The sequence below is a fragment of the Paenarthrobacter sp. RAF54_2 genome (assembly GCF_052113945.1).
Lineage (GTDB): Bacteria > Actinomycetota > Actinomycetes > Actinomycetales > Micrococcaceae > Arthrobacter.
Genome location: NZ_JBFRDV010000005.1, coordinates 66,879 through 88,311 on the forward strand (window position 1 = coordinate 66,879; position 21,433 = coordinate 88,311).

Genomic DNA, 21,433 nt, shown 5'->3' on the forward strand with positions numbered 1-21,433 from the left:
CTGTCGCTATGAAAGCTCATAGCGACAGGTGCTGTCCCGTACATGGGGTTGCTAGTGCTGAAGCAACCGCACGTGGTCCGGGTTCAAGTCCGAGACTTTGCTGACACCCAGCAGCGCCATGGTCCGGGTCATGTCCTTCTCGAGGATCTGAATGGTGCGGTCCACGCCTTCGCGTCCGCCGGCCATGAGTCCGTAGAGGTAGGCCCGGCCAATCAGGGCAAAGTCTGCCCCCAAGGCCAAGGCTGCCACGATGTCGGTGCCGCTCATGATGCCTGTGTCCAGCATGACGGCGGCCTTGCTGTTGTCAGCCTTAAGCGCCGAAGTGACCTCGGGAAGCAGGTGGAACGGGATGGGTGCCCGGTCCAGTTGGCGGCCGCCATGGTTGGACAGGACGATGCCATCAGCGCCGTGGTCCACCACCTTACGGGCATCTTCAACGGTCTGGATGCCCTTGACCACGAGCTTGCCCTTCCAGGTTTCACGCAGCCAGTCCAGGTCCTCATAGGTCAGCGTGGGGTCGAACATCGAGTTGATGAGGTCCGCCACCGTGCCGGTGTAGCGGGAGAGCGAGGCGAAGGTCAGTGGCTCGTGCGTCAGGAAGTTGAACCACCAGGCGGGTCGGTAGGACGCATCGAGGACGGTCTTGAGTGTCAGTGCAGGCGGGATGGTCATGCCGTTACGGACATCCCTCAACCGAGCCCCGGCTACAGCGGTATCGACGGTCACCATGAGGGTATCGTTGCCTGCTTTTGCGGCACGCTCGATCAACTCCAGGGAGCGGTCGCGATCAGTCCACAGGTACAGCTGGAACCAGTTGCGGCCGTTTGGAGCTGCGGTAGCAACATCCTCGATCGAAGCAGTGCCCATGGTTGACAGCGTGTAGGGGATGCCTGCGGCTTCTGCGGCCTGTGAGCCGGCGTATTCGCCCTCGGACTGCATCATGCGGGTGAATCCGGTGGGGGCGATGCCGAAGGGGAGACGTGACTCCTTCCCCAAAATGTCCGTGCGGAGGTCAATCCTGGAGACGTCGCGCAGGATCCCGGGGCGGAATTCGATGTCCTGAAACGCCTGGCGCGCCCGGCGCAGGGTGATTTCTTCCTCCGCAGCCCCGTCTGTGTAGTCGAAGGGTGCTTGCGGCGTGCGACGCTTGGCGATGTCGCGCAGTTCCCAGATGGTGCTGGCGCGCTTGAGGCGGGCGGCCTTGCTGAATTCGGGCTTCTTGAACTGCATCAATGGAGCCAGATCGGACACCTTGGGTATGCGCCGCTTCAGTGCCGGAGGTTGCGCGACGGCGGGTGTCGGCTGCGGCGGGCGGCTGACGGTTTCGTCGCTGCCGGCATTGGACGGGGCGGCTGTGAGTTTCGGATCGAGGGTGTCGGTCATGCGGTTCTCCCTTGAAATTCTGTGGTCCTACCACTGTGGTCTAACCACACTGTAAGCCATGTGGTTGGGCCACATCAACTAGTATTCCCGTATGCGTACCCACGAACTAGTCCTGCAGTGGATAGAAAAGCAGCTATCCGACGGCGACCTCGCCCTTGGCGGACGCCTCCCCGGAGAACGGGCCATGGCCGAGCAGCTGCAGGTATCCAGGACGTCTGTGCGGGAGGCCGTGCGGATCCTTGAAGCAATGGGTGTTGTGCGCGCGGGAGTTGGCTCGGGCAAGGATGCGGGAACTGTAGTGATCGCCGAGCCCGGCTCTGCACTGGGCTCCACGCTCCGCCTCCACGTGGCAACCCGCCACCTTCCCGTGGCTGACATCGTAGAGACGCGGGTGTTGCTCGAATCCTGGGCGGCTGCGCGGGCCAAGGTTGGCGCCCCGGCCCTTGATGAGGCGGCGGCGCTGCTCGAGCAAATGGACAACAGCCCGGACATCGAGACGTTCCTGGCACTCGACGCCCGGTTCCATGTGGCTCTGGCACAGGCTGCGGGGAATACCGTGGTCAGTGCCATGATGGCGTCACTGCGTGGGGCAATCGAAAACTATGCCGGGAAACTCACCGGAAACCTGCCTGACTGGAAGGCCACCTCAGACAGGCTTCGAGCGGAACACCACGCGATTCTGGCAGCCGTCAACGCGAACGACGGCGGCCAGGCGGCAGATCTTGTGGCTGCCCACATCCAGGGCTTCTACAAAGAGGCCGGAGTGGGCTCGCAGGCTGCCGGGGAATAGAGCAACGCGGGGTCACTTATGGCCCATGTTGGGCTTCCGGATGGGCCACAAGTGACCCCGCGTTGCATTTCTAGGCGGGCTTCAAGGCCGGGGCCGCGGTGCTCTTCCGGATTTCCATCCGCGGCGAGAACTCATCCTGGGCTTGCGTGGTGGATTCTCCGGCTTGCTGGATCTGCTCCCGCATCCTGCGCCAGGCCAGGCTCCCAAGTTCATTGATGGGAACGGCGGCGGTGGTCAGCGGGGGAGTGGTGTACTTGGCGAACGGGATGTCATCAAACCCCGTCACCGAGATGTCCTCGGGAACCCGCACTCCGTGCTCGTGCAGGCCGCTGAGCAAACCCATGGCGACGAGGTCGTTGAAGGCCAGGATGCCCGTTGCGCCACTGGCGATGATGGCCTCGGTGGATTCATGTCCGGAGTCGAAGTTGGACCCGCCGTGGAGCATTTGGAGTTCAATCTCCGGGTGCTCTTCCCGGAATTTTTCCAGGCCCACCAAGCGCTGGCGGTTGGATGCGCTGTGCTCCGGGCCGGAGAGGAAGGCCAGCCGCCGGTGACCCAGGCCCACCAGGTGCTGGGCGAGTTCCTGGATGCCTTGGCCGTAGTCCACGCTGAGGCTTGGAGTGTTGGTGGCCACCGTGGTGCGGTTGATGAGTACCAGCGGATGCAGGGTAGGTGCCAGCTCTTCAAGTTCGGCATCGCCCATTCGGGGTGCGCAGAGCACCACTCCATCGCAGCGGCGACGGGCTTCTCCGGCAAGGATTGCTTCCTCACTGGTTACTTCGGATGAATCCGCGATCAGGACGCGATACCCGTCCTGGGCTGCTGCAATACTCAGTCCGCGAAGGATGGCCTGGAAGGTGGGGTTGGCCAGGTCCGGGACAACAATGCCGATGGTGTCGGTCTTGCCCAGTGCCAGGCTTCGTCCCACGGGGTTGGGTTGGTATTTGAGCTCGGCCGCTGCAGCCCTGACGCGGGCAGCGATCCCAGGATCCACGGCGGCGTTACCGTTCATGACGCGGGACACTGTGGCGTGCGAGACGCCTGCCTTCTCCGCGACATCGGCAATGCCAACCCGCCGATTGGTGTTCCTCCGTGCCATGTTGCCCCTTCCGGTTGGCTGTCCGCGTGCTGCCCCTGCGTTGGGGCCAATGGTTGACGGAACCGCCAGAGTCTTGATACAAAGCTTATAACGCTCTGAGAAAACGCTTTCTCATGATTCTTCCCAGATCACGCCGGGCCGTCAAGCGGTTCACTCCTGCCTTTTGAAAGGGGCATTCCCATGGTCAACGTCGACACCGCCGAGACCCAGTCACCCGCGCCGGACACGTCCGCGTCCGCCGCCGGAAGCACTGCCCGTCATCGGACCCGCATTGCCCTTATCGGGACCGGGGGCCGCTCCGAAATGTACATTCGCGCGATCTATGGACAGCACGCCGAGGTGGCTGACCTCGTCGCTTTGTCGGACGTGAACCCAGGCCGGGTGGAGTTCTACCAAGAACTCATCAAGGAACTCGGCGGAACAGAGTCGGTGGCGTTCTTCGAGCCAGCAAAACTGACGGACTTCATCCAGGCCAACGGCATCGAACGCGTCATTGTCACGACGCCGGACTATACCCACGCGGACTACATCGTCGAGGCACTCGAGGCGGGTGCCGACGTCGTGGTTGAAAAGCCCCTGACCATTGATGTTGAGGGTTGCCGCCGCATTACCACTGCTGTGGCAGAAACCGGACGAAACGTCGTAGTCACCTTCAACTACCGTTACTCGCCGCGCAACACCGCGCTCAAGGAGATCATCCAGAACGGCGTGATCGGCAAGGTCACGTCCATCGACTTCACCTGGGTGTTGGACACCGTGCACGGCGCTGACTACTTCCGCCGCTGGCACCGTGAGAAGAAGAACTCCGGTGGCCTGCTCATCCACAAGGCCTCGCACCACTTTGACCTCGTCAACTGGTGGATCAATGACGTCCCCGAGCGCGTTTTCGCCTCCGGGGGGCTCCGCTTCTACGGCGACAAGAATGCTGCCGAGCGCGGTCTGGGTGCCCGCCCGGAACGCGGCACCGTTGATGGCCTCGCGCGTGATCCGTTCCGCCTGGACATGCGGGAGGACGAACGCCTGAAGGCCCTGTACTACGACAATGAAAAGTTCGACGGCTACCTGCGCGACCAGGACGTCTTCACTGAAGGCATCACGATCGAGGACAACCTGGCCCTCGTGGTGGACTACCAAGGCGGCCCCACGCTGAGCTACTCGCTGAACGCCCACAGCCCGTGGGAAGGCTACAGGGTCAGCGTTAACGGCACTGAGGGCCGGGCCGAACTCGAGGTTGTTGAGCGCGCAGCGGTCCAATTCAGCACGGACAAGAAGACTGTGGTGGACCCCAGCGCGACGCCTATCGAGGAAGAAGACGCCGTTCGACGAAACGGGGAGTGTCTGGTGGTCCAGCGTCATTGGGAGGCGGCCTACGAAGTCCCGATCGTCAACGGGGAGGGGGGCCACGGAGGCGGCGACAACCTGCTGCTCTCGGACCTCTTCAACGGACCGGGCGTAGACCCCCTCGGCCGCCCGTCGGGGTACATCGACGGCCTCCGTTCCGTCTCAGTCGGCATCGCCGGCAACCAGTCCCTGGATACCGAACTCCCCGTCCGCATCAGCGAACTTGGCCTTGGCGTCGACCTCAGCCGCGGCCAGGCATAACGGCCCAATACCACACAAGGACAACACCATGAGCAGGATTTTCGTCACCGGCGGTTCCGGTCGGCTCGGCCGCAGCGTCGTTGCCGGCCTTGCACAGGCTGGCCACGAGGTGGTCTCGGTTGATCGCGACGCCATCCCGGCGGAGCAGTTGCCCACTGGCGCAGTGCAGCACACGGCGGACCTTTTGGCCCCGGGAGAAGCGGAGCGGCTCCTCCGGGAAACAAACCCCGACGCCGTCATCCACCTCGCTGCTATCGCAGTACCTTTCAGCGCGCCTGAGGAAGTCATCTTCAGTACCAATACCCGGCTCGCCTATGCGGTGATCAGTGCAGCCACTGACGCGGGTATTCCGAAGATTATTACGGCAAGCAGCCCCACCGCCCTGGGCTACGGCTCACCCGCCGGTTGGCTGCCGCCGTCGTTCCCCTTGGACGAGCAGACGCCGCCCAAACCCTGGAATGCCTACGCATTTTCCAAGCTGATCGCCGAACAAACAGTGCAGATGTTTGCCGCGGCGCAAGGCAACAAGATCCGGTACGCGGCATTCCGGCCCTGCTTTGTCATCTCCCCGGAAGAGTGGCAGGGCGCGCTCACTCAGCAGGGACACACTGTGCGCGAACGCCTTGCCGATCCGGCACTTTCAGCCCCCGCGCTGTTCAACTACGTTGACGCCCGCGACGTAGCAGATTTCCTGGACGTCCTGTTGGAAAAGATGGACACCATCCCCAACGGCCAGGTCTTCTTCGTCGGAGCCAAGGATGCCCTGGCCACTTCCCCTCTCGCTGAGCTGTTCCCGCGTTTCCTGCCCCGCAGCGCGCCTCTCACCGAACACCTGACCGGCACCAGCCCGGCGTTCTCCGTGGGGAAAGCGCGTGAGCTACTTGGCTGGGAGCCCAAGCGCAGCTGGCGTAGAGAACTTACGCCGCCCTACGAAGGCACAGACTCAGCAGCATCAGACCAAGCACTACTCGACGACGAGAATCCTGCCGGCCTGGTCCCGGCGGGAGCAACCAAGGAGACACCATGAACTTCGACGGCGTACTGTTTTTCCCCGTCACACCCTTTGCCGAAGACGGCTCGGTGGACGTAGCCCTCCTGAAGGAGCACATCACGTCGCGCCTTCCTTTCGGACCCGGAGGTGTGTTCCCCGCGTGCGGCACGGGTGAATTCCATGCCCTCTCCCTGGAGGAAATCCGGACCGTGGTGACTGCCGCCGTCGAAGCTGTTGCCGGAGCTGTCCCGGTAGTCGCAGGCGCCGGCGGCCCCTTGGGCCACGCCATTGCAGCCGCCAAGGTTGCCGAGGAGGCAGGCGCCGATGCCCTCCTGGTTCTCCCGCCGTACCTCGTTACGGGGCCAACAGACGGCGTCGTTGCGTACGTCGACGCCATCGCCGCCGCCAGTAGCCTGCCAGTAATCGTTTATCACCGGGGCACGGCCAAGTTCACTGCCGCAGCCATGACCCGTCTCACGGCGAACCCCAAAGTCATCGGCTTCAAAGATGGGATCGGGGACGTCGGCCTGGCGCAGGAAATCGTATCCGCCATCAACGCCAGCGGCCGAACCGACTTCGCCCTATTCAACGGACTCCTCACGGCAGAGCTGACTCAGGGCGCTTACCGTGGCCTGGGGATCCCGCTCTACTCCTCGGCCGCCTTTGCCATGGCCCCGGAGATCGCGAAGGCCTACTACGACGCATACGTCTCTGGTGACGAAGTGCGCCGAAACGCACTGCTTGAGGGCTTCTACGCGCCCCTCGTGAGACTTCGTGACCAGACTCCCGGCTTCGGCGTTTCGCTCATCAAGGCGGGCCTGCGCTTGGCTGGATTGCCAGTAGGCCCTGTACGGCCGCCGCTGGTGGACCCCACAGACGAACAACTGTTGGAGCTCAAATCGATCCTGGCCAAGGGCCACGAGTTGGCGCTCAGCTGATGACAGCGCGCATTACCGGCCTCACCACGCGGTTGATCACGGTTCCGCTGCTGCGCAGCTGGGGTGCCGAAGCTCCCGAGAACCATGTGATCGTCACCGAACTGAGCACTGACGACGGCGGCGTGGGCCACGGTTTCTCGTGGACACCTACCATTGGTCCCCAAGCAGTCAAAGCCCTCCTTGACCACGACATTGCCCCCTTCATTCTTGGCCTGGAGCCGAATCCCGAAGTGGTGTGGGACCAGCTCTGGAAGCGTCTGCACGAGGCAGGCGGGGGAGGCCTGACAACTATCGCCATGGCCGGTGTGGACCTCGCGCTGTGGGACCTCAAGGCCCGCCAGGCCAGCACGTCAGTCACCACTCTCCTGGGTCAACGCCAGGAATCAGTGGACGTCTATGGCTCGGGCGTGAACCTGCACTACTCCTTGGAACAACTCGTGGAGCAGGCACAGCGCTGGGTTGCCGCTGGTCATAAGGCTGTGAAGATCAAAGTGGGAAAGCCTGAGCTACGCGAAGACGCTGAACGGGTTGCCGCGGTCCGGCAGGTCATTGGCCCGGACCGCCTGCTCATGATTGATGCCAACCAACGCTGGGACCTGGCGCACACCTTCCGTGCCTTGGATGTTTTGGGGGAGTACGGATTGGAATGGCTCGAAGAACCAATCCGTGCTGACGATCTGTGGGCCTACCGGCGCCTGCGTAAACATTCTCCGGTGCCTATCGCGCTGGGCGAGAACGTCCACACCATCTACCGCTTCCGCGACTTCATCGAAGCCGAAGCCGTGGATATCATCCAACCCAATATTGTCCGTGTGGGCGGTATTACGCCGTTCCGCAGAATCGTTGAGTTGGCCCGCGCGAACAGCATCAGGGTGGCTCCGCACCTGCTTCCGGAGCTTTCCGGACAGTTGGCGCTCACCTTGGCTGAGGCCGTGAGCGTGGAAGAAGTGGAAGACGCTTCCTTCGAGCAGCTCGGTATCCTCGCCGAGCCCTCTCCCATCCGAATCCGCAACAGCAGGCTCAGTTCCGTGGGCCGCCCAGGCCTTGGCTTCGACTTTGCCGCGAAGCCGGCCGACCGTGACGCCCCTGAGAGCAGCTTCGCCCCTGAGAGTAAAGGAAACCACATTGAGTACAGCAACTCTTGACCTGACCGCGGTGACCGCCGCTGCCGCCGCAGCCTTCAAGGTGACCGCCGCAGCGTCCGACGCCGAGCGCGCAGCCTGGCTGACCGCCGTCGCCGACGCCCTGGACGCCAACGTGACGGAACTAGTGGCCATAGCTGACTCCGAAACCAGCCTTGGCACGGTTCGGCTCACCGGTGAGGTGGCCCGAACCAGCGGCCAACTCCGGCTGTTCGCGAGGGTCATCACCGAGGGCTCTTACCTGGAGGCTGTCATCGATCACGCGGATCCTGCCTCCGCCCCGCCCAAGCCCGACTTGCGCCGCATCCTGCGTCCGATTGGACCGGTGGCCGTGTTCTCGGCGTCGAACTTCCCCTTCGCGTTCTCGGTAGCCGGTGGCGACACCGCATCGGCGCTGGCTGTCGGTTGCCCGGTGATCGTCAAAGCACATTCCGGCCACCTCCGCCTATCCCAGCGGACTGCCGAGATCGTGACCGAAGCCCTGGCCAGTGCCGGCGCTCCCGACGGGATCTTCGCCCTCGTGAGCGGACGCGAGGCTGGTACCGCCTTGGTGCAGGATCCCGCGATCAAGGCCGTGGGCTTCACGGGTTCCATCCCCGGCGGCCGCGCGCTGTTCGACCTCGCAACGTCCCGTCCGGAGCCCATCCCGTTCTACGGCGAGCTGGGCAGCCTGAACCCGGTGGTTATCACTGATGCTGCCCTGGCTGACCGCGGCCAGGAACTTGCTGCAGGACTGGCTGGTTCCTTCACCCAGGGAGCGGGGCAGTTCTGCACCAAACCCGGGCTCGTCTTTATCCCCGCTGGCACCGATTTCGCTGCCCAGGTGGCAGAGGCGAGCAAGGACAAGCCGACGGCGGCCATGCTCACCGAGCGGATCGCCGAGGCCTACCCCTACGGCCTTCGCAGCGTTGCCGAGCAGCCGGGTGTCGCCGTGGTGAGCGGCACGGTGGATCAGGACAGCCTTGCCGACGGCGCAGCTCCAGTGGTGTTCTCCACAAGCGCCGCCAACGTGCTGGAGCGTCCTGATGAGTTGCTGGAAGAGTGCTTCGGGCCCACCACGCTCCTCATTGAGTACGCCAATGACGAAGAGCTGTCCCAGGCCCTCGCCAAGGTTCCAGGCAGCCTCACCGGCACCGTCCACGCGCAGCCGGGCGAAGACGTTTCCGCGCTTGTGGAGCAGCTGAGTGAGCTCGTCGGACGGGTCCTGTTTGATGGTTGGCCCACTGGCGTTGCCGTGAATTGGTCGCAGCAGCACGGAGGACCATACCCCGCGACGACATCGCTGTTTACCTCAGTGGGCGCCACCGCGGTCCGCCGCTTCCAGCGTCCGGTGGCTTACCAGGACGCGCCGGACAACATCCTGCACCCGGCCCTGCGCGAGTCGAACCCGTTGGGCATCCCGCGCCGGGTGGACGGCGTGCTAACCCTGGGCTAACTCCGGCTAACCCACCCAAAGCGCACCCAACTGAGTCGCAGTTAAGCGCGTTTTGAGACCTCAAAACGCGCTTAACTGCGACCTACTTGGGTAGGGGCGGACGAAAGGGGCGGGGTCACCATTGCGGTGACCCCGCCCCTTCGTGTTGGTTGAGGTTTGGTGCGGCTTAGGGCCGCAGGGTGATCGGACGACGGCGGCCGTCCACTTCCGTTGTCGGCCAGCGGTCGTCAGTGGTCAGGACGCGCAGGCCGGAATCCGTGAGCAGCACGGTGTCTTCGATTTTCACGCCTGGCCCGGAGGGGTTCCACGTGAATGGCTGGTTGAGGACCATCCTGTCGGCTACGTCCGCGGTGACCCGCGGATCACGGCCCGCGTACCCTGCAGGACCACCCTGGTGGTGCAGCGTCCACTGCTCGGGACCAAAACCGTGGCGCACATAGGCGTCCTGGATCTCGGCGAAGACCTCGTTGAGCTTGGCACCGGGCACAGTGGCTCGGAAAATGTCGGCCTCAACTGCCGCGATGCGGGCCTCGGCGTCGAGCTCCTGTGGGGTACCGGCGTCGAAAGCTACCCAACGGGTCACGTTGGCCACTAAGCCACGACGCCGGGCGCAAACCACGGCCATGGCCCTGCGGCCGATGGGAGCATGCGTTGCCAGCGGGTGGCGGAACGCGCTCCGGGCAGCGCCGTTGCACAGCAAGACAAGCGGCTCGGCGCCCACTGCCACAATCCGCGCGGCCAGCTCGGAGACGAGCTGAAACTCTGTGGTTTCCGGCGTTGCACCTGTGAGGACATCTGTCATGGCAGCTGCGGCATCGACGGAGAGCTCGGCATAACGGGCTGTCTCCGCAGGCAGGAGTTGTTGCCGTGCTGCCCGAAGTTCCCCTGCGACAGCGGCTTCCAATAGCGGGTTTCCATCCACGGCGAGGCCGGCCGCAGAGGCGTGCAGTTGGCCGTGCCATGGAATACTGTGCAGGTTGACGCCCTCCGGAAGCTCCTCTGCCTCGATCCGGCCGGCTTCGTTGTTGAACGTGACTAAGTGGTCGCCGGAGCGATCCACGAGGAGGGCGGCAATGGGATCCCCAGCCAGACTGATATGGACCCGACTGCCGTCCAGGTACCAGGTGAGCGCCGTGTTGCTGGTGAGCAGAAGCGAGTCGCGCCCCGAATGGTCCAGGATGTCCAAGATCCGGCGGCGTTTCACCACACGGTCGGCGGCATTGCCGGGCGCAGTGACGGCAGTCAGAGCGGGCGTTAATTGAATCGGAGCGGTCATGCTGGGTCCCCCTGGGTTGAAATGAGCTGTTCAATGTCTTGAGTGGCTAGGAAGCCATCAGCGATGAGCACCCTGACGGTGCGATGCACAGGGCGGCCAGGTTCTGCGGCCACCGGCGACTCCCACGCCAAGGACAGCCCCACACCCGGATAGCCCGAGTGCCGAACGAACCAGGGGTCCGGTGCTTGGGGGGATGCCAGGAATACGAGCGTGGCCGGATGGCCCAAGCCCGGATCGCCCGCACCATGGCCGCCGCCTGTTCCGGCGTCGAAAGTTCCTGACCAAGCCAGCCAGGGCGCGACGCTGCCATGGACGGCATCTTCCCCGCGCGACTCAGGGGTCCAGATGGTCGCGCCACTGACTCTCGGCAGGCGCCAGAAGAAGCCGCCATAACCGCCCTGCGGCCTTCCGTTGGAACCGGGGCTGCCCAGCAGCACCGGGCGTCCCGTGGCGGATTCGAGGGTGAAGTCCAGCGTCAGCTGCCAGGCAGAATTCCCGACGGCGGCCCAGCGCCACTCGCGCTGTTCGCGGAGGACCGGGGTACCGTCAGGGCCAACCCAGCTCAACAGCTCGTGCCGCTGTCCATTCTTATGCTCCCCGGACTCAAGAACTATGCGGCCGTGGTCCTTGCGCCAGACGTAAGCTCCGGCGTCGCGGGTGTAGGTCCGGCCACCCCAGAAATTGATACCGTCCACATCCTGGATGGCGACGCCAGCTCCAAGGTGCCACACATGGTCCTCCGGAATGTGGTCACTTACGACTGTGCCGGCAAGGGTTCGGACGGGGTGGAGGTATGGACGCGGCGACGAGGTTGGCCGGATGCGCGAGCCGTCCTGCATGGTGGCGACGGCTGTGCCGTTGACCATCAGCTCCGGCTTGGCTGCTCCAGCGGTAGCCTTTTCAACCCACGGCGCCCCGAGTTCCGCGAAAGTTGCTTGCCCCAGAGTGGCGCGGCGGATCCACGATTCGATGTCCTGCACCACGGCATGGGCATCGTCGCCTTCTCCCAGCCATGTCACATGGTCCGGATGGATGAGCCGGGGCGCGTCCGAGGTTCGGACCGCTTCCAGTACGGACATGTAGGCGCCGGCTCCGCTGAGAGGACTGAGCAGGTCCTGTTCGGTCCGTGCTGACAGGAGGTTTTCCAACAGGTCCGTCCGCCCGAAAGTCTCATTCCGGATCCCGTCCGGAGTGGTGACCTCCACACTGTCTTCCGTGTAGGAAAGCGTGATCTGGCCGAGCGTGCCGTAGATGGTCACCGATGGCGCTGACTGCACGGGAGCGCACAACGTCAGGGCGCAGGTCAACATTGTGCCAGTCGCGGTCCGGACCCTGATGACGGAGGTGTCATCGCTTTCGGTGTCATTCGCCCGGTAAAGGTCGGTTTCCACCAATTCGACGTCGGCAACGGYCCTGGCACCTGCGAGTCGCAGCCCAGTAGCCACAGCGTGTGCCAAGGCGTTCGTCGCTACGCCGTCCACCACATCCGTACCGTCCAGGCTTCGTTTACCGGCCCAGCGGGAGCGCTTGAAGTACCCCTTGGTCCGGAGCCACTGGCCGGTGGCGCTGATGCCGCGGACCTCGCCGATTTCACCCGAGGCCACAAGCTTTTCAATGGCGGGAAGGGCGTGCGAGCCAAGGCTCTGGAAACCGACTTGAACCAGCCGCCCGGCGCTCGCCGCCGCTCCGAGGACACTTTCGTACTGCGCCATGGAAGCCACGGGAGGCTTTTCGAGGTAAACGTCAGCGCCTGCCCCGAGCGCTGTGAGGGCCAGCGGGGCGTGGGTTTGGATGGGAGTGGAAATGATGACGACGTCGGGGGCACTTCCCGCAGCCAGCAGCTCCTCAAAGGAACTGAAGACGCCCACCTCAGGAGGCAACTGGCCTCGGGCCGGTGGCTGTGGATCGGCGACAGCCACTAGTTCAAGCATCCCGGCAGAACCGAGCCGACGGAGGTTTTCAACGTGTCGTTCGCCGAACCCGTGCACGCCAACGAGTGCTACCCGGGGCAGTTGGTTGTGGCCGGCCACTTCGGAGTGGGAGGCAGTTGAGGGCAGAGTCATAGTGCTGTCCTAGCGGAATCAGTTGTGGAGAAAGCATGGGCGTCATTGGCCTGGAGGTTGGAGGAGAGAAAAGCTGCCGCCTCTTCCTGCATGGCGGTGGAAAAAACGTGGGGCTCGGGCCAAAAGCTGCCTGTGTACCGCCCTGCCGGCATGCGCTGCGAAAGGTAGGCATCGGCGTCGCGCATTCCTGCTTCCGGAAACAGCTGATCGGCCAGTGCGTACTGGACCAGGAAAGCGCCGGCAGTTGAACGCACTGCCAGATCGGGCCAATCCCCCAGCTTTGACAGACCAGGGGAGTGGAGCAACCAGGAATGCGCATCGAGGTAGGCGGGGAGGAGGGACGCGAAGGTGGTCATCATGCACGTGACCACATAGCTGCGGATCAGGGGACTGAGGGCGGCGAGCACCAAGGCCCGGCCGCCTCCGCCTGAAAATCCGGTGCATCCCAGGCGTTCCGGATCGACGCCGGGAAGGGACGTCAGGATGCCCAGCGCCGCGAGGTCGTCATGCGCGACCGTCCCGGCGATGCTGGTGCCAAGGAGCGTTGCGGCTTTCGCCACGGTTTCTTCATGATCGGCCGCCGCTGCGTTGTAAAGATCCGCCGTGGAAGGTTCGACGCCGGCCTCCCGCCACAGTGCCTGCTGGCCGTTGACGGCCTGTTCCGTCCGCCAAGGCTGGGTTTCCAGGCCGAAGCGGCGACTGCCCCACATGAAGGCGTCGTGTGCCAGGACAGCGAAACCCTGCTGGGCAAGCCGCGTAGCGAAGGGCCGCCCACCGTAGAGCTTTTCCCGCAACTGGGCCGGCACGGGACCGAAGCCCGCAGCATCGTCGGCGCCGGCGTCGTACTCTTCGTCCCTTGGAAGTAAGACCAGCCGCTCCGCGCCATGGGATTTGATCCCGCCATGGCAGTGAAGAGCCAGTATCCCGGGCAGGGGGCCTATGGAGCCGGCTGGCCGCACGAACCAAGCCGAGGTCCTTGGCCCGAATCCAAGCTGCCAGGACAGGCGGGAGGTGATGACGCCGTCGTACTCTGTTTCGGTGTCCACCCTGTATTCAGGAACCGGCGCAGGGGCAGGGACCCCAAGCGCGTCCGCAAGCTGCTGGGCGCTTGGAGAGGCTGCCGCGAAGTGATGCTGGGCGGCGTAAGCGGGCCAATCCTCGTAGCGGCCAAGAGCGCTGGGACGAGTGGGCATTCGTGCCGTGTCAGCGGTGGTCATGGCCGTCGCCGTACTTGGGGAACAATGGTGTCCTGCCTTTTCGGTGCGGATGATGTGCGAAAGCGCACGCCGGACTTCTGTGTGTGTGAACGGGTCGCGTGTAAACGGGTATGGGCGGCTTCGTCAGAAAACGCTTTCTCAAAAATTAGCAAAAGGCTGTACATGGGTCAAGAAAGCGTTTACTTTGGTACGGAGCCGCTGATTACCAGGACCGACATCCCGGTGGGTCAAGGGGTACCGCCAAGAGAACGGCGGCGTCCCGGAAGGCAAGCATCAACCACACTCGTACTCCGTGGATGGCCACGATGACCAAAGGAGACCACATGGCCGCATATGAACACACGGGGACGCCGAAAGGCGTTCGCGGTCAGGCAGGAGGGAAGCGATGAGCGCCATCGGCGAACTCTCCACAATGACCCGCCGCAAGGGGCCCATGACCAAGGAGGAGAAGAAAGCGAACGGCCGCGACAACAAGGCCGCTTATGTCTTCCTGCTTCCGTGGCTGATCGGCCTCGTGGTCATCACCGTGGGTCCGATGCTGATGTCGTTGTACCTGTCCTTCACGGATTACAACCTTCTGCAACCACCGCAATGGGTGGGAATCGACAACTTCGTCCGTATGTTCGGCGATGCCCGACTGCATAATTCCTTGCGCGTTACCTTCACATATGTGCTGGTGGGCGTGCCGCTCCAACTGGCCGTGGCCTTGGTGATCGCGCTGGTCCTGGATAAAGGGCTGCGTGGCCTTCCGTTCTACCGCTCCATCTTCTATTTGCCGTCGCTGCTGGGCGGATCTGTGGCTGTTGCCATTCTTTGGAAGCAGATCTTCGGCACCACCGGCCTTGTGAACCAGGTCCTCGCCATGATCGGCATCCAGGGTCCTGGCTGGATCTCGGATCCAAACACGGCGCTCGGCTCCATCATCCTGCTCCATGTCTGGACGTTCGGCAGCCCGATGATCATCTTCCTGGCTGGCCTGCGCCAGATCCCGAACATGTACTACGAGGCCGCCGAAGTTGACGGCGCCACCACCTTGCAGAAGTTCTGGCGGATCACGCTGCCGATGCTGAGCCCCATCATCTTCTTCAACCTGGTGCTGCAAATCATTGGTTCGTTCCAGTCGTTCACGCAGGCGTTTATCGTCTCCGGCGGCAATGGCGGACCGTCCGACTCCACCATGTTCTTCACGCTGTACCTGTACCAGAAGGGCTTCGGCCAGTTCGATATGGGCTACGCCTCGGCGATGGCCTGGTTCCTGCTGGTCATTATCGGTGTCTTCACTGCCATCAACTTCATCGCTTCAAAGTATTGGGTGTTCTACGATGACTAAAATCCAGACCCTCCCGGCCGCCGCTGAGGGCCAAAGCAGCAAGACCAGCAAAAGCCCGCGCCGCCGCGAATCGCCGGGAAGCCTGGCCTTCAGCCGGAAGGCCCGCATCAAGGGACTCATCAAGCACGCCATCCTGATCCTCGTTGGCGGGATCATGATCTACCCGCTGCTGTGGATGGTAGTTTCCTCGCTCCGGCCAAATGACCTCATCTTCCGCGAGCCCGGCCTTTGGCTGAACAACTTGGAAATGAGCAACTACACCGATGGCTGGTCTGCGCTGACCCACCCCTTCGGGCATTACATGATCAACTCTGCGATCGTCGTACTCGGCTCGATCCTCGGAAACCTGATCTCGTGCTCCATGGCCGCCTATGCCTTCGCCCGGCTGCAGTTCAGTGGCAAAAAGCTGTTCTTCGGAATCATGCTGCTGACCATCATGCTGCCGTTCCATGTTGTGATCGTGCCGCAGTACATCCTGTTTTCGCAGATCGGCTGGGTGAACACGTTCTGGCCGCTCATCGTGCCGAAGCTCCTGGCCACAGATGCGTTCTTTGTGTTCCTCATGGTTCAGTTCATCCGCGGCATTCCGAAGGAATTGGATGAGGCTGCCCGCATCGACGGCGCCGGCCACCCGAGGATTTTCCTCCGTGTCATTCTGCCTTTGATGGTTCCGGCCCTCGCCACCACCACGATCTTCACTTTCATCTGGACGTGGAACGACTTCTTCGGTGCACTTATCTACCTCACTGATCCGGACATGTTTACCGTCCCCGTAGCGCTTCGCGCTTTCGTTGACTCGCAGTCCGCCACCAGCTGGGGATCGCTCTTCGCGATGTCCATCGTGTCCCTGTTCCCGGTGTTCCTTGTCTTCCTGTTCGGCCAGCGGTTCCTTATCAAGGGCATCGCAACTACCGGCATCAAATAGGGCGTCGACGTACTGAATGGAAGTCCAGGGCTTCCGCCCGACAAGTAATACAAGCTTGGATCTTGTAATACAAGATTGTGACTTGTAGCATAAATCCACGCAAGAAAACGCTTTCTCATTCGCATTAAGATCAAAGAGGATCGGAGACAACAGTGCCGGTATTTCCACAGGGTGAAGGAATCGCCCCTGAAAGTGCCTCTGCAGGTGCTTCCAAAGCCCGCGCATCGGAACCCAAGGCCAAGCGGTCCAAGCGCCGGCTTCGTGCCTCGGCCATCATCGCTGCCACAGCTGCTGCCGTTCTGGCGCTTAGCGCTTGTGGCGGCGGAGCAGAACAAAAGAGTGCCGACGGCAAAGTGGAGCTCCGCTTTTCCTGGTGGGGCGGCGACAAGCGTGCGCAGTTGACGCAGCAAGCCATTGCGGCTTTTGAGGCTGAGAACCCCAACATCAAGATCAAGGCCGAGTATGGCGACTGGAGCGGCTACTGGGACAAACTGGCCACTCAAGTTGCTGCCAACGACGCTCCGGATATCATCCAGATGGACGAAAAGTACATCACCGAGTACTCCACCCGTGGAGCCCTCCTGGACTTGTCCAAGTACAAGATCGACACGTCCAAGCTGGACGAAGCCGCGCTGAATGCCGGCAAGGGTTCCAAGGGACTTACTGGTATTGCGGCAGGTATCAACGCTGCCACCATCTTGGCCAACCCTGCTGTCTTCAAGGCTGCGGGCGTCGCTCTTCCGGACGACAAGACCTGGACGTGGGAAGACTTCGAGCGCATCGCTGCTGAGGTCACCAGCAAGTCCCCGAAGGGAACCTATGGGGCTGCCGCATACGGCACCGATGAGGCGTCCCTGGGTGTGTGGCTGCGCCAGAACGGCAAGTCGCTGTACACGCAGGACGGCAAGCTCGGCTTCGAACCCTCGGACGTCGCAGGCTACTGGGACTTCCTGAAGGAACTCAGCGAGAAAAAGGCTGTTCCGTCGGCATCGGAAATTGTTGAGGCCGAAGCTGCGCCACTGGATCAGAGTGGCCTGGCAACCGGCAAGAACGGCATGGCGTTCTGGTGGTCCAACCAGTTGCCGGCGCTCGAGAAAGCTGCCGGCGGCGAACTGCAGATCCTTCGTTTCCCCTCCAAGACGGGCAAGGCCGCTGATACGAAGCTTTGGTACAAGGCTTCCCAGTTCTGGTCAGCATCCTCCAGGACCAAGCACCCTGAAGAGACGGCCAAGTTCATCGACTTCCTGACCAACAACGTCAAGGCCGGCGAAATTCTGCTGGCTGACCGGGGCGTTTACCCCAACTCGGACGTCCGCGACGCAATCGCTCCCAAGCTGGCGACGGCGGACACCAAGGTGGTCAACTTCATCAGTGACATCCAGCCCGAGCTCGGTGAAGCCCCGGCGGCACCGCCGAAGGGTGCGGGTGCCATCCAGGAAATCATCAAGCGCTACTCCTCGGAAGTCCTGTTCAACAGGCTCTCCACGGAGGAAGCCGGTAAGAAGGCCGTGGACGAGATGAAGTCCGCGATCGGAGCCTAGCTTCCGGCAGCAAGGCATCAAAGAACCGCAGAACCAAAAGAACCGCAGAACCAAGAAAACCGCGCCCCAGGCGAATCATTCGTGATCCGCCCGGGGCGCGGTTTTTGGGTTAGTCTTCCGCGATAACTGCTACGGCTCCGGCGGGGACCACGCCACTGAAGCGAGCTCCGCTCAGCAGCTCGTCGCCGTCGCCCTTCACCGTCACGTCCTCGCGGCTGTGGTTGATGGCGAAGAGGAAACTTCCGCCATCTGCGGATCGCCGCCGGGTGAGTTCGACGCCGGCAGAAGCCTCGGCAGCGGCCGTCACCCCAGCCTCGTCCAGCAGACGGGCAGTCAGTGAATCGATGCCGTCGGCGTCGGGGAGTGTGGCAAGGTACCAAGCCGCCCCCGCCCCGGTGGATCTGCGCGTGAGGGCGGGGACGCCGTCGAGCGGGTAGTCCGTGAAGGCAGCCAAAACCTCAGCTGGCCCGCCCTCAGGGTCAGCCAGGTGAACGTGCTCGCTCCACAAGGAGCCAACTTTTCCATCGCTGAGGGTGACTGTGCTGCCGGGGAAAAGTGGGTGGAATTCCTCGGTCCGGATACCCAGCAATTCGCGGAAAGCGCCCGGGTAGCCACCCAACCGAACGTGGTCCTGCTCATCCACGATGCCGCTGAAGTAGCTGATGAGGACAGTTGCGCCGGCCTCTGCTGCGGCAGCGATGGAGGCGGCGGCAGCGTCCGTCACGGCGTAGAGGGTGCAGACCAGGATGAGATCGTAGCCAGAGAGGTCGGCGGAGGGGTGGACGAAGTCCGCAGTGACACCACGCAGGTACAAAGAGCGGTGGAAAGCACGCATCGTTTCCAGGTACTTCAGGTCCTGGCTTGGGTGCGAATCCAGCTCCGCTGCCCACCATGCTTCGTAATCAAAGACGAAAGCAACCCGCGATTCCACCCGGGAGCCCTTCACGGATTCCACTTTGGACAGGGCATCGCCGAGCTCCACCACGTTGCGCCAGACCTGTGTGTCCCGTCCGCCGTGGGGAACCATGGCTGAGTGGAATTTTTCAGATCCAGCCTTGCTCTGTCGCCACTGGAAGAACATGACCGCGTCGGCGCCGCGGGCCACATGCGCCAGGGAGTTGCGAAGCATTTCCCCGGGCATCTTGGGTTGGTTATGTGGCTGCCAGTTGACCGCCGACGTGGAATGTTCCATCAGGATCCACGGTTCGCCGCCGGCCACGCCGCGCGTGAGGTCAGCGCTGAAGGCAAGCTCGATTTCCCGTTCAGGATCGGCAGCCACCAGGTAATGGTCGTTCGCGATCACATCCATGTCCTTGGACCAATCGAAGTAGTCCAGGGTTTTGGTGGCGCTGGAAACCATGAAGTTGGTGGTGGCCGGGACGTTCGGTGTGACTTCGCGGATAACTGCCAGCAGGGCACGGTAGTAATCGATGAACGCCCACGAATTGAAGCGTGCAAAGTCCAGCTGCTGGYCGGGGTTAAGCGTGGTGGGGGCGGCTCCGGGCGGGATGATTTCCTCAAACGAGGCGTAGTGCTGGGACCAGAAGGCTGTTCCCCAAGCCTCGTTGAGTGCCTCAATGGATCCGTAGCGGCGTTCAAGCCAGGCCCGGAACGCGGCAGCGTCTTCTTCCCCGTGGAACTCGCCAACATGGCAGCCGAGCTCGTTGTCCACATGCCACAATGCCAGGGCCGGGTGGTTCTTGTAGCGTTCGGCGATGACCCGCGTCATGGTGGTCGCGTACCTGCGGTACACCGAGGACGACGGCGTGTAGTGGCGCCGCGAGCCGCGTTCCAGTCTTGTTCCTTCCGCTGTCACGGGCAAGATTTCGGGGTGTTTCCTGGCCAGCCAGGCCGGCGGTGATGCGGTAGCCGTAGCCAGTGCCACCTTGATGCCGGCTTCGTGGAGGTTGTCCATGACGTCGTCCAGCCAGCCAAAATCGTACTGGCCTTCCACGGGTTCCAGCAGGCCCCAGGAGAAGATGGCGACGCTCAGGAAATTGACCCCCGCCTCCTTCATGAGCTCAATATCTTCACGGCGGACGTCGTCCGGCCATTGCTCAGGGTTGTAGTCGCCGCCGTAGGCCAGGCCGTTGATGCTGTTCCATACAGACGAGGCTGCGGATGGGCCTTTGGATGAGGCTCCGGACGGGCCGCGGGAGAGTTCAGGGGAGGACAAAGGGACTCCTTGGTCAGGTTCGGCAGTGCGGGATAACTGTGGAGCTTGGCTGCTATCAGGGTAGGCGAGGATCTTGGAAAACGCTTGCCCAGATTCGCGATTGAGGATATTGTATCGATTCAGAACGAGTGTAAGCGACGTCACTCTCCCTGGTGGGGAACGAAGAGGCTTGCACCAACTGAGCAAGGAGGCTCTCATGATCGACAGAAGGAATTTCCTCACCACGGTGGCCCTTGGCACTGCATCTGCGGCGTTCCTGTCCGCCTGCGGCCAGTCTTCGTCGTCCAGCAAGACGGGTTCTGCCGAGAACCCCGTGACCATCACGTACACCTGGTGGGGCAACGACGACCGTGCCGAACGCACCCGCAAAGCGATTGCACTCTTCGAGTCCAAGAATCCGGATGTCAAGGTCAACGGCAACTTCACGGACTTCGCTGGTTACTGGCAGAAGCGCGCAACTGAAGCTGCCGGTGGTGGCTTGCCGGACGTTATGCAGTGGGACTTGTCCTACCTGCGCGACTACGGCCAGCGTAACCAGCTACTGGACCTGGGCACCGTAAAGATCAACACCGATGCCTTCGACAAATCACTCCTGCCCTCGGGCCAGATCCGTGGAAAAACTTACGGCATCCCTACCAGCACCAATGCGTTCGCTGTCTACTACGATCCCGCCAAGCTCAAGGCCATGGGCATCGCTGAGCCTGACGGAACGTGGAACTACAAGGAGTTCAACTCTTTCCTTGCCGAGGTGGGGCAGAAGGGCAACGGAACGTTGTTCGGCGGCACCGACTACACCGGCGTTTGGTGGATGTTCAACATCTGGCTGCGCCAAAACAACATTCAGGCCTTTACGGATGAAGGCAAGCTTGGGTTTTCCAAGGACGACCTCAAGAAGTGGTGGAACACCACGGCCCAGCTTCGTGGAACCCCGGCGATCGTTGGCGAAGACAAGACCACCCAGCTGCTGCCGAAGTCCCCGTTCGGCTCAAACGTCACTGCCACGGAAGTCACGTGGGACAACTTCATGGCCGGTTACCTCGGCGATAGTGGCGCCAAGGAACTGAAGCTGGTACCGGTTCCTTCCGATAACTCCGACAACCTGGGACTCTTTCTCAAGCCCTCGATGCTGATGGTGGCCAGTGCCAAGACCAAGTACAAGGATGCTGCTGCCCGTTTCATCGACTTCATGGTCAACGATCCCGAGGTAGGCCAGATCTTCAAGACCTCCCGTGGTGTTCCGGCATCCAAGACCCAGCGCGACGGAACCACCTTTGAAGGCACAGACAAGCTGGTTGTGGACTACGAAAAGTCCATCGAAAAGTACCTCAAGGATGCTCCGGAGCCGCCCATCGTCGGTTTCGGCACGCTTGAATCCTCTTTCAAGCGCGTCAGCTCCGATCTCAACTACGGCAAACTCACCATCGACGGCGCTGCAGATGCGTGGTTCAAGGAAGCCGAAGACCTTATCAAGCAGAATGCCTGAGCAGACATTTGTGTCTGATCCAGGCTTTCCGACCGACGGACT

16 protein-coding genes are annotated in these 21,433 nt (G+C 62.5%); 10 read left to right on the top strand and 6 right to left on the bottom strand.

Annotated features, from left to right (window positions below; translation table 11 throughout):
- Positions 1–51: 51 nt before the first annotated feature.
- A complete protein-coding gene (locus tag AB4Y87_RS05730) occupies positions 52–1,383 on the bottom strand; it encodes an alpha-hydroxy acid oxidase (protein WP_442003459.1) in 1,332 nt (443 codons plus the stop codon).
- 91 nt (positions 1,384–1,474) lie between these two features.
- Between AB4Y87_RS05730 and AB4Y87_RS05735 the strand changes: the two genes are divergently transcribed.
- On the top strand, positions 1,475–2,173 hold the full coding sequence (locus tag AB4Y87_RS05735; RefSeq protein WP_442003460.1) for a FadR/GntR family transcriptional regulator: 699 nt from the start codon (positions 1,475–1,477) through the stop codon (positions 2,171–2,173).
- A 70-nt stretch (positions 2,174–2,243) separates the two neighbouring features.
- Here the strand turns inward: AB4Y87_RS05735 and AB4Y87_RS05740 are convergent, their stop codons facing one another.
- Positions 2,244–3,272, bottom strand: a complete 1,029-nt coding sequence (locus tag AB4Y87_RS05740) for a LacI family DNA-binding transcriptional regulator (protein ID WP_442003461.1) — start codon at positions 3,270–3,272, stop codon at positions 2,244–2,246.
- Positions 3,273–3,452: 180 nt separating this feature from the next.
- Between AB4Y87_RS05740 and AB4Y87_RS05745 the strand changes: the two genes are divergently transcribed.
- The 5 genes from AB4Y87_RS05745 to AB4Y87_RS05765 are packed head-to-tail and all read left to right on the top strand — an operon-like array spanning position 3,453 to position 9,380.
- Positions 3,453–4,874, top strand: coding sequence for a Gfo/Idh/MocA family protein (locus AB4Y87_RS05745; RefSeq protein ID WP_442003462.1), 1,422 nt, complete (start codon positions 3,453–3,455; stop codon positions 4,872–4,874).
- 28 nt (positions 4,875–4,902) lie between these two features.
- Positions 4,903–5,901: an NAD-dependent epimerase/dehydratase family protein gene (locus AB4Y87_RS05750; RefSeq protein ID WP_442003463.1), complete on the top strand. Its 999-nt coding sequence runs from the start codon at positions 4,903–4,905 to the stop codon at positions 5,899–5,901.
- Positions 5,898–6,803 (top strand): 5-dehydro-4-deoxyglucarate dehydratase, encoded by a 906-nt coding sequence (locus AB4Y87_RS05755; RefSeq protein WP_442003464.1) that lies wholly within the window; start codon positions 5,898–5,900, stop codon positions 6,801–6,803. The genes AB4Y87_RS05750 and AB4Y87_RS05755 overlap by 4 nt, the downstream gene beginning before the upstream one ends.
- On the top strand, positions 6,803–7,948 hold the full coding sequence (locus AB4Y87_RS05760; protein ID WP_442003465.1) for a mandelate racemase/muconate lactonizing enzyme family protein: 1,146 nt from the start codon (positions 6,803–6,805) through the stop codon (positions 7,946–7,948). The genes AB4Y87_RS05755 and AB4Y87_RS05760 overlap by 1 nt, the downstream gene beginning before the upstream one ends.
- Entirely contained in the window at positions 7,929–9,380 is a 1,452-nt protein-coding gene (locus AB4Y87_RS05765; protein ID WP_442003466.1) for an aldehyde dehydrogenase (NADP(+)), read from the top strand. Before AB4Y87_RS05760 ends, AB4Y87_RS05765 begins: the two co-directional genes overlap by 20 nt.
- A 166-nt stretch (positions 9,381–9,546) precedes the next feature.
- Here the strand turns inward: AB4Y87_RS05765 and AB4Y87_RS05770 are convergent, their stop codons facing one another.
- The 3 genes from AB4Y87_RS05770 to AB4Y87_RS05780 are packed head-to-tail and all read right to left on the bottom strand — an operon-like array spanning position 9,547 to position 13,936.
- Positions 9,547–10,656, bottom strand: a complete 1,110-nt coding sequence (locus tag AB4Y87_RS05770; RefSeq protein ID WP_442003467.1) for a M24 family metallopeptidase — start codon at positions 10,654–10,656, stop codon at positions 9,547–9,549.
- Positions 10,653–12,719, bottom strand: a complete 2,067-nt coding sequence (locus AB4Y87_RS05775) for a DUF6807 family protein (RefSeq protein WP_442003468.1) — start codon at positions 12,717–12,719, stop codon at positions 10,653–10,655. Before AB4Y87_RS05775 ends, AB4Y87_RS05770 begins: the two co-directional genes overlap by 4 nt.
- A complete protein-coding gene (locus AB4Y87_RS05780) occupies positions 12,716–13,936 on the bottom strand; it encodes an acetylxylan esterase (protein ID WP_442003469.1) in 1,221 nt (406 codons plus the stop codon). Before AB4Y87_RS05780 ends, AB4Y87_RS05775 begins: the two co-directional genes overlap by 4 nt.
- A 385-nt stretch (positions 13,937–14,321) precedes the next feature.
- Here AB4Y87_RS05780 and AB4Y87_RS05785 point away from each other — a divergent pair, with 385 nt between their 5' ends.
- The 3 genes from AB4Y87_RS05785 to AB4Y87_RS05795 all read left to right on the top strand — a co-directional run bounded on the left by AB4Y87_RS05785 (position 14,322) and on the right by AB4Y87_RS05795 (position 17,732).
- Positions 14,322–15,266 carry a carbohydrate ABC transporter permease gene (locus tag AB4Y87_RS05785; protein ID WP_223934407.1) on the top strand — a complete coding sequence of 315 codons (945 nt, stop codon included), beginning with the start codon at positions 14,322–14,324 and terminating at the stop codon, positions 15,264–15,266.
- Positions 15,259–16,191 (top strand): carbohydrate ABC transporter permease, encoded by a 933-nt coding sequence (locus AB4Y87_RS05790; RefSeq protein ID WP_442003470.1) that lies wholly within the window; start codon positions 15,259–15,261, stop codon positions 16,189–16,191. Before AB4Y87_RS05785 ends, AB4Y87_RS05790 begins: the two co-directional genes overlap by 8 nt.
- Positions 16,192–16,343: 152 nt before the next feature.
- A complete protein-coding gene (locus AB4Y87_RS05795; RefSeq protein ID WP_442003471.1) occupies positions 16,344–17,732 on the top strand; it encodes an ABC transporter substrate-binding protein in 1,389 nt (462 codons plus the stop codon).
- Positions 17,733–17,841: 109 nt separating this feature from the next.
- Here AB4Y87_RS05795 and AB4Y87_RS05800 read toward each other — a convergent pair whose 3' ends face one another.
- Positions 17,842–19,908 carry a beta-galactosidase gene (locus AB4Y87_RS05800; RefSeq protein WP_442003472.1) on the bottom strand — a complete coding sequence of 689 codons (2,067 nt, stop codon included), beginning with the start codon at positions 19,906–19,908 and terminating at the stop codon, positions 17,842–17,844.
- 196 nt (positions 19,909–20,104) lie between these two features.
- Between AB4Y87_RS05800 and AB4Y87_RS05805 the strand changes: the two genes are divergently transcribed.
- Positions 20,105–21,391 (top strand): ABC transporter substrate-binding protein, encoded by a 1,287-nt coding sequence (locus AB4Y87_RS05805; RefSeq protein ID WP_442003473.1) that lies wholly within the window; start codon positions 20,105–20,107, stop codon positions 21,389–21,391.
- The last annotated feature ends 42 nt before the right edge of the window (positions 21,392–21,433 follow it).